The following is an 8,471-nucleotide window of genomic DNA, read 5'->3' as shown; positions in this document are numbered from 1 at the left end:
GAATACATCCACTACTACAACCATGATCGGATCAAACAAAAACTAAAGGGATTGAGCCCGGTTCATTACCGAACTCAATCCCTTCTGGTAACCTAACAAAACTGTCCAACTTTTGTGGGTCAGTTCATTGTGGGAGCCTTTTTGTGATTTGCTAGAACGGTAATTAGACGTTAGAAGTTACCTTCGATCCGCCTGGGGCATTCGTGCCGTATCCCATGATCTTGGCTGCTTCCCCGCCTTTGGCGAGCTTTACAGCACAATACTTAAACTCTGGAATCTTGCCGAATGGATCTAACGCTGAATTGGTGATCAAGTTAGCCGCAGCCTCATAGTAAGCAAACGGGATAAAGATAACACCTCTTGGTGTACCGTCGTCTCTTCTCACGTGAATACCAACCTCGCCACGACGAGACTGAACTGTAATGACGTCACCAGCAGATACACCTAACTGGGTCATGTCCTCACCATTCATCGATACAGTAGCCAAAGGCTCAATCGCATCAAGCACAGTGGCACGGCGCGTCATACTGCCGGTATGCCAGTGCTCCAACTGACGTCCAGTAATCAATACAAATGGATACTCGGCATCTGGTCGCTCATTTGCCGGAATGATGTCAGCAGGAACCAGCTTTACCTTGCCATCTTTGGTGTCAAACTTGTCATCAAACACGATTGGACGACCAGGATCTTCGGCGGATAAGCATGGATAAGTCACGCTAGATTCTTTTTCTAAGCGCTCCCAGGTAATGCCGTTGATCGCGCCATGCATTGCTTGACGCATTTCGTCATAAACCTCAGCAACACCGGCATCCGGACCTTGATAGCTCCAATTCAGACCCATACGCTTAGCAATCTCTTGAATGATCCACAAGTCAGGTTTTGCATCACCTGGAGGATTAATCGCCTTCTTACCCATTTGCACCATACGGTCAGTATTGCTAGCGGTGCCAACCTTCTCAGGCCAAGCACTTGCAGGCAAGACTACGTCAGCAAGCAATGCTGTCTCAGTCATGAAGATATCTTGTACAACCAAGTGCTCAAGAGCCGCTAATGCATGACGAGCGTGATTCAAATCCGGATCACTCATCGCAGGATTTTCACCTTCGACAAACATGCCGCGAATCTTGTCTGGATCAGAATCAGGAGCAGTGATCTTATGCATGATCTCTACAACGGTATAGCCAGGCTTCTTATCCAATGGCGTATCCCAGAACTTCTCAAACCAAGCATGAGCTTCTGGGTTATCAACGCGCTGATAGTTCGGGAACATCATCGGAATCAAACCGGCATCACTGGCACCCTGTACGTTGTTCTGACCACGCAATGGATGCAAGCCTGATCCAGGCTTACCAATTTGACCAGTGATACTCACTAAAGCAATCAAGCAACGCGCATTATCGGTGCCATGCACGTGCTGACTGACACCCATGCCCCATAGGATCATTGCAGATTTGGTGGTAGCAAATTCTCTAGCCACTTCACGCAAGGTTTCTGCCGAAATACCGCAGATTGGCGCCATTGCTTCAGGGCTATAACCCTTGATGTTTTCCTTAAGAGCCTCGAAGTTATTAGAGCGGTCTTTAATAAATTCTTTGTCGACCAAACCTTCTTCAATGATTGTGAAGATCATCGCATTGAGCATCGCCACATCGGTATCCGGCTTGAACTGCATTGTGCGCCAAGCATGTTTACTAATCTCGGTCTTACGAGGATCACACAAAACAATTTTTGCGCCACGTTTGGCAGCGTTTTTGAACCAGGTGGCAGCAACTGGGTGATTGGCAGTTGGATTTGATCCAATCAAGAAAATCATGCTCGAGTGCTCAACGTCATTCACTTGGTTACTTACTGCGCCAGAACCAACACCTTCAAGAAGTGCTGCTACAGATGAAGCATGGCAAAGGCGTGTGCAATGGTCTACGTTATTACTACCAAATCCAGTACGTACCAGTTTTTGGAATAAATAAGCTTCTTCGTTACTGCCTTTTGCAGAGCCAAAGCCAGCCAATACTTTATTGCCGTATTGATCTTTGAGTTTCTTCAGCCCGCCACCGGCAACTTCCAATGCCTCTTCCCAAGTAGCTTCACGGAAAATGTCAGACCAATCTTGCTTACCTTCAAGCATAGACTCATCTTTAGCAACACCCGCTTTACGAATTAATGGTTTGGTGAGGCGTTGTGGGTTATGGATGTAATCCATACCAAAACGACCTTTAACGCATAAACGATTGTGGTTTGCTGGGCCATCACGACCTTCAACACTCACAATTTTTTCGTCTTTGACGTTGTAAGTAATTTGGCAACCAACGCCACAGAATGGGCAAACGGAGTCTACTTTGCGATCCACTGTCTGGGAGCCAATCAAACCTTTAGGCATCAATGCACCAGTTGGGCAAGCCTGCACACATTCGCCACAGGCAACGCAAGTACTGTCGCCCATTGGATCATTTAAGTCGAATACGATCTCACTATGACCGCCACGCATTGCGTAACCGATCACATCATTAACCTGCTCTTCACGACAAGCGCGTACACAGCGATTACATTGAATACACGCATCTAAATTCACAGCCATCGCTGGATGTGAAATATCACTACTGACTTTTTCGCGACGCAACGCCTTGAGTTCTGGACGAACGGTGACATCCATGCGGGCAGCCCAAGTGCTGAGCTCACCATGTTGATTCTTTTGCTCTTCTTCTTTGCTATCGCCTACCCACTTAAAACCTTCATCAGGCATATCGGAGAGCAACATCTCCAGAACCAGCTTCTGGCTCTTAACAGCGCGCTCGCTATTAGCCTTAACTTCCATTCCTGGAGTAGCACTTCTGCAGCAGCTTGGCGCTAAAGTACGTTCGCCATTAATTTCCACTACGCAAGCACGGCAGTTGCCGTCAGGACGGTAACCATCTTTAAAGCACAGATGAGGAATATCAATACCGTGTCGCTTAGCAGCTTTGAGAATCGTTTCGCCTTCGTATGAAACGATCGTCTTGCCATCGAGCTTGAACTCTACGGTTTGTAATTCGAGTTCTTTTGGATTTGTTGGTGCGTTCATGTTTGTCTCGTTATTCCCTGAATTTTTATTAAGGTACTTCCTTATTGAACTTCTTCAGGGAAATATTTATCAATACAACGAATAGGATTTGGTGCGGCTTGACCTAGACCACAAATAGAAGCATCAACCATCACGGTTGCTAAGTCCTCTAAGGTTTCTTGATCCCAAGATTTAGCTTGCATCAACTTGGCAGCTTTACCAGTGCCTACCCGGCAAGGTGTGCACTGACCACAACTCTCATGCTCAAAGAAATGCATCACGTTCAATGCCATATCGCGCGCTTTATCTTTGTCGCTGAACACCATTACTGCGGCAGAACCAATAAAGCATCCGTAAGGCTGCAACGTATCAAAGTCGAGCGGGATGTCATTCATGGTCGCTGGCAAAATACCGCCAGATGCGCCACCAGGCAAATAGCCATAGAACTTGTGGCCATCTTGCATGCCACCACAGTACTCATCAATCAATTCTTGAATAGTGATGCCGGCAGGAGCCAACTTCACACCAGGTTTATTCACGCGCCCGCTAACGCTAAAGCTACGTAAGCCCTTGCGATCGTGACGGCCGAAGGAACTAAACCACTCAGGTCCACGCTGAACAATATCGCGCACCCAGTACAGCGTCTCAAAGTTATGCTCTAAGGTTGGGCGCCCAAACAAACCGACTTGTGCAATATATGGAGGGCGCATACGCGGCTCACCGCGTTTACCTTCGATACTTTCAATCATGGCGGATTCTTCACCGCAAATATAAGCACCAGCACCACGACGTAGTTCAATATTCGGTAATTTAAATGGTGGATTAGCTTTGAGTTTTGCTAATTCAGCTTCAAGCAACTCACGGCAGCCGTGATACTCATCGCGCAAATAAATATAGCAAGCATCAATACCAACCACGCTTGCCGCAATTAACAGACCTTCTAAGAAGCGATGTGGATCGCGCTCTAAGTAAGTACGGTCTTTAAATGTTCCTGGCTCACCTTCGTCGATATTCACCGCCATCAATTTAGGCGCAATCTGATCTTTCACAATGCGCCACTTACGACCCGCTGGGAATCCTGCACCGCCTAAGCCACGTAAGCCAGAGCTTTCCATCGCCTTGATGATGCTTTCGGCATCTTTCTTGCCGTCGAAAATTTCTTTAGCCAAGGCGTAACCACCTTTAGCGCTGTATGACTCATAGCCAACATAGTCAGGAGAGACGGCTTGCATTTCACCCTGAGGAGAAACGCCCTGCTCTGCTAAGGCAGCGGGATCAAAGACGGCATCATCTTTAGCCATTGGCTGAGTGGTGAGCTTGTTATTAACGGCTGCCTCCACTTTGTCTGTCGTTGCAAACAGAACTGGATATTGATGAACTACCGCTACAGGGGCTTGCTCGCAACGTCCCACGCAAGGAGCTGCAGCGACTTTGATATTTGGATTACCCAAGATGCCCGGTAATTTTGCTAGAAGATTTTGTGCTCCAGCTAACTCACAGGCAATGCCATCGCAAACACGAATCAGAATATCCGCTACCGGATCGTTGCCACGCACTACTTCAAAATGGTGGTAGAAAGTTGCTACTTCGTACACCTCTGCCATTGGCAGATTCATTTCCTTAGCAAGCGCGACTAAATGACGATCATGCAAGGCACGGTATTCATCATTGAGCTTATGTAGATTTTCAATTAATAGATCACGACGATGTGGCGCATTACCAATGAGTTGGCGAACTTCATCAACTGAAACGTCGTCTGCTTGACGCCCTTTCAACTTACTTTTACGGCGAATGGTTTCCCTCAAATCATCTGCAGTTGCAACAGCAACTGCTTTGACTTCTCCAGAAGGCTTTGGATGATTCATAGTTCGTAGTCTCTAATTTTCTATTTATTGCTATTTTGTGCTCAGCACCAATGCAGAGCGTTATCCCACTTTGCACATAAAAATCCCTGCTAAGCCAAATACTTAGCCAGTCATCAATACGCAAAATAACGCTTTATTTTGGGTTATTTAAGCCCCCATGTCCTTGACGGCGCTCAAGGACTTTAACTAAGGGTTTACCCTACTACATTAGGGATGGAGAAGGCTTATCGCCTGGAGGCAGTGAGTAGTCCAACTTGCGCTCATAGAGTCTGGCCTTGTAGCAATCCTGGTAGCCCTTACTACCGATTTGCCAGCCAATCGAAGTACAGTCATCCTGAGCCGCTGATTCAATGGAGCCGCAGCCTAATAGGCCAAGGCTAGCAATTAAAGAGATGACGGAAATAATGCGCAATTTTGTTGAATTCATGGCCTCAAGTCTACTTGATTCTGATCTCAACATCGAGAGGAACTCCCTCTTTTCCTGCCTCTGCAGTCTTCACATCACCCAGCTGAATACGGTCATTTAGACTGGGATCAGCCTTAACCATAAAGCTATAGGCCACCTTTGCCCTATTTTTTGCCAATTCTTTAAGCTCAGCATCGATGATCTCAATTCCAGCAATCAACTCCTCATGCAGTTGCTCATTGCGCTTCTCGCCATCTGGAAGTGTCAAAAGGCGCTGACCCAGTTTGATGCGGCCAATGTATTGCGCATATGCTGCCCTTAAGCCTGACTGTACTTTCGGGTCCGTAAATGATGGGGTGGGTACTGGTTCACCGGGAGCCAACTTAAATCCGGCATCTTGCAAGATGGCGCCATCTGCCTTAGCCCTTGCAAGCTCCTTCCTATCCTGCACGGGATCATAAGTACCAATGATCTCTAAGCTCGAATTCGGACGCTTCGATAGAAACTCGCCAAATTTTTCTAGGCGATCTTGATCTGCAACGAGGAAAACTGCTTCTCCAGGCACTGCATTAATACCCTCTTCGCCACCCAAACCTAAAATAGATGCAAGAGCTCTAAATGGTGCTGTTGCTACGTTTGTTAGAACATTGCTAATGGCCTGCCAAACTAAGCCACTGGCACTAAATTCTGGGGAATCAACATTACCCGCGATGCGAACTGTGACGTCAATCGTGTCATCAGAGTCTTCCAACAAAGCAATTGCCAAGCCTAGCGGTAATTTTTTACCAGTAAAGTCCGGCACCTCATCACCCAGCACCACCTTCTTAATGATGATCTGGTTACTTCCATTAAGTTCGCCATCTATGGCTTTGTAATTTAGATTCAGGTTAAGTCGGCCACTAGTAATTTGATAGCCTGCAAATGTCATGACTGCAGGATTGAAGGCAGTCAGCGGGAGGTTTTTAAAACTCATCAAAATGTCGTGATTACGTCGTGGGTCATCAAATGATGCTTGTCCTTTTGCTCGCATACTTCCCGAGCCAGCAACAACGCCGTCCATCGCCACAGTAGAAACTCGGCCAGGAGTATTACTCACGCCCAAGAGTGTGGCATTGAACTTCTTCAGATCCACCTTGAAATTAGGACGCATCGCCCTATCTGAAAAGTACACTTCGCCATTCTTCAAGTTCATAGATCGAATATCCAAATTGAATGCAGAAGGGGCATCAGTTTTGGTGGTGGCGACAGGCTCAGCTTTTGTTTCTGTTGTTGGCTTAGAAAATAACCTTCTAAAGTTTGAGAACCCTTCTTCATTAATTTCAAATTGCAGGGTTGGCGCATCAACGATCACCTCATCGATTGCGAGACTATTGCTAATCGCCTGCTTGGATTTAACTGATTTGTATTCAAGCTGGCGAATATCAGCCATCTTCCAAATAATCAGAGGATACTTTTGACCCTTTTCTAAGATTGCCAAATCTGAAACATGGATATCGCCAGAAACTGAATCAACCCCACCGCCAAATTTCACGGCGAGATCTGCATTAACTACACCACTCATACCAATCAGTTCTTTATTCGCTGGTACTAGAGCAATGATGGGTGCTATTGCCAGATCCTCAACCTCCACTTTGCCCTCGACTGACTTTGAGTCGGTGTTGAAATCCCAATGCGAACGTATGTCACCATCATCCAACTTCAAATTAAGCTGTACACCTAACTTTCCAGGCTGAGGATTATCCAATCCACCAGTAATAGCGACATGCTGATAAGCGATTGTTTTATTGATGCCCGGTATTAAAACTTGCAAAGCACCAAGATTAAAGTCATATTGGCCACGTACACCTGTCACCATCCCTTGCTTATCGTAGTTGGCAACATCAAGCAACTTCACAGTAAAAGGCTTGAGCTCTTCTTTGAGCTCAGTAGAGTCATCAAGTAAATGTAATGATGCGGAACTGACCAACAATTCATCGATAGAGATTTTGAGAGGCTTCTTACCTTCTTTTGGGTCTGAAGGCGGCATCGCCCTTTCAACGGCAGCAGTCAATTCCTGCCAATTCCAGACGCCCAAGTGCGCGCCCTTAGGCAACTTCTTTTCAACCAATACCTTAGGCTCTTCAAGCAAGATCTCATGAAAGCCTAGCTCGCCCAGAACCAGCTTTGTCCACTTGAGGGTAATAGCCAGTTTTTTAAATTCCAGCAATGTAGAACCACCCTCTTTTGCCAGGTGAAGGCCATCAAGCTCGACACTCAGACGCAATGGAGAAAGACTAAGGTCTTGATAGGAGATCTCGTAACCTATCTTTTCACCATATTCGGTTAAGGATTTTTTAATCAAGCCAGGCAGCAACAAATGGCTTACGCACCAAAATATAACTACAAGAGCAAGCAATACCCACGCAGTACGCCGGCACCAAAGCTGTATTCGGGGGTTTTTAAGGGAAAGCATCTACTTGTCTTTCTAGGTCAACATCAGTAACAATGAAATTAACACAGAATAATTAATATACCCCCTCAGGAGACACATGAAAACCTTCCTCAAAAAACTGACCCTCTCTATTGCTTGCCTTGCCGCCCTAGCTATAGGTGGTGTTGCTAACGCCCAAAACGCAGACGGGTTTACTGATCTGATTGATGGAGTTAGCTTAAGTGGCTGGAACATTATTGGAAGCGCCAACTGGGTGATCGGCAACGGTATTGTCGAAGGCAACAAACCTTCAGGTTTTTTAGTTAGCACCAAGTCTTACAAGAACTTTGTCATCAAGGCTGAGTTTTATGCCGAGTCTAATACGAATAGCGGTATCTTTATTCGTTGCCAGGACCCAAACAAGGTAAGTCAATACACTTGTTATGAAATCAATATTTGGGATACCCGCCCCGAGCAAGCTTATGCAACTGGAGCGATTGTGGATGTTGCCAAAGTTGACCCAGTACCTAAGGCCGGTGGACGCTGGAACACGATGGAAATTATTGCAAATGGCCCCAACTTTAAGGTCATGATGAATGGCGTTGTGACAGTGGCTAATGGTCAGGATAGTAAATATTCTGAAGGTCCTATTGCACTGCAATCTGCTGGTGGCGTGATTAAATTTAAGAAGCTGCAAATCAAGCCGTTATAAGTTTTGATGTCTCAATAAATTAAAAGCCGCTCTAAAGCGGC

The 8,471-nt window shown here is 46.2% G+C and carries 6 protein-coding genes; 2 read left to right on the top strand and 4 right to left on the bottom strand.

Annotated features, from left to right (window positions below; translation table 11 throughout):
• A partial coding sequence (locus ICN39_RS08445; RefSeq protein ID WP_216233613.1) for an IS3 family transposase occupies positions 1–96 on the top strand: 96 nt, incomplete at its 5' end.
• 67 nt (positions 97–163) lie between these two features.
• Here ICN39_RS08445 and fdhF read toward each other — a convergent pair.
• The 4 genes from fdhF to ICN39_RS08425 form a co-directional block, all read right to left on the bottom strand.
• Positions 164–3,058 carry a formate dehydrogenase subunit alpha gene (gene fdhF, locus ICN39_RS08440; protein WP_216233609.1) on the bottom strand — a complete coding sequence of 965 codons (2,895 nt, stop codon included), beginning with the start codon at positions 3,056–3,058 and terminating at the stop codon, positions 164–166.
• A 41-nt stretch (positions 3,059–3,099) separates the two neighbouring features.
• On the bottom strand, positions 3,100–4,902 hold the full coding sequence (locus tag ICN39_RS08435) for an NAD(P)H-dependent oxidoreductase subunit E (RefSeq protein ID WP_216233608.1): 1,803 nt from the start codon (positions 4,900–4,902) through the stop codon (positions 3,100–3,102).
• Between the two features lie 202 nt (positions 4,903–5,104).
• Positions 5,105–5,329 carry a hypothetical protein gene (locus ICN39_RS08430; RefSeq protein ID WP_216233607.1) on the bottom strand — a complete coding sequence of 75 codons (225 nt, stop codon included), beginning with the start codon at positions 5,327–5,329 and terminating at the stop codon, positions 5,105–5,107.
• A gap of 10 nt (positions 5,330–5,339) precedes the next feature.
• A complete protein-coding gene (locus ICN39_RS08425) occupies positions 5,340–7,649 on the bottom strand; it encodes a DUF748 domain-containing protein (protein WP_255532400.1) in 2,310 nt (769 codons plus the stop codon).
• A 187-nt stretch (positions 7,650–7,836) separates the two neighbouring features.
• Between ICN39_RS08425 and ICN39_RS08420 the strand changes: the two genes are divergently transcribed.
• On the top strand, positions 7,837–8,430 hold the full coding sequence (locus tag ICN39_RS08420) for a DUF1080 domain-containing protein (protein ID WP_216233605.1): 594 nt from the start codon (positions 7,837–7,839) through the stop codon (positions 8,428–8,430).
• The last annotated feature ends 41 nt before the right edge of the window (positions 8,431–8,471 follow it).

This window comes from Polynucleobacter sp. AP-Reno-20A-A9 (genome assembly GCF_018882085.1).
GTDB lineage: Bacteria > Pseudomonadota > Gammaproteobacteria > Burkholderiales > Burkholderiaceae > Polynucleobacter.
The sequence above is the reverse complement of the archived record's forward strand: the minus strand, read 5'-3'. Positions and strand labels throughout refer to the sequence as shown.

Bases quoted from the DNA above. Each gene is read 5' to 3' on its own strand.
- fdhF (WP_216233609.1), bottom strand. From the start codon at position 3,058: ATGAACGCACCAACAAATCCAAAAGAACTCGAATTACAAACCGTAGAG.
- ICN39_RS08420 (WP_216233605.1), top strand. From the start codon at position 7,837: ATGAAAACCTTCCTCAAAAAACTGACCCTCTCTATTGCTTGCCTTGCC.
- ICN39_RS08430 (WP_216233607.1), bottom strand. From the start codon at position 5,329: ATGAATTCAACAAAATTGCGCATTATTTCCGTCATCTCTTTAATTGCT.
- ICN39_RS08435 (WP_216233608.1), bottom strand. From the start codon at position 4,902: ATGAATCATCCAAAGCCTTCTGGAGAAGTCAAAGCAGTTGCTGTTGCA.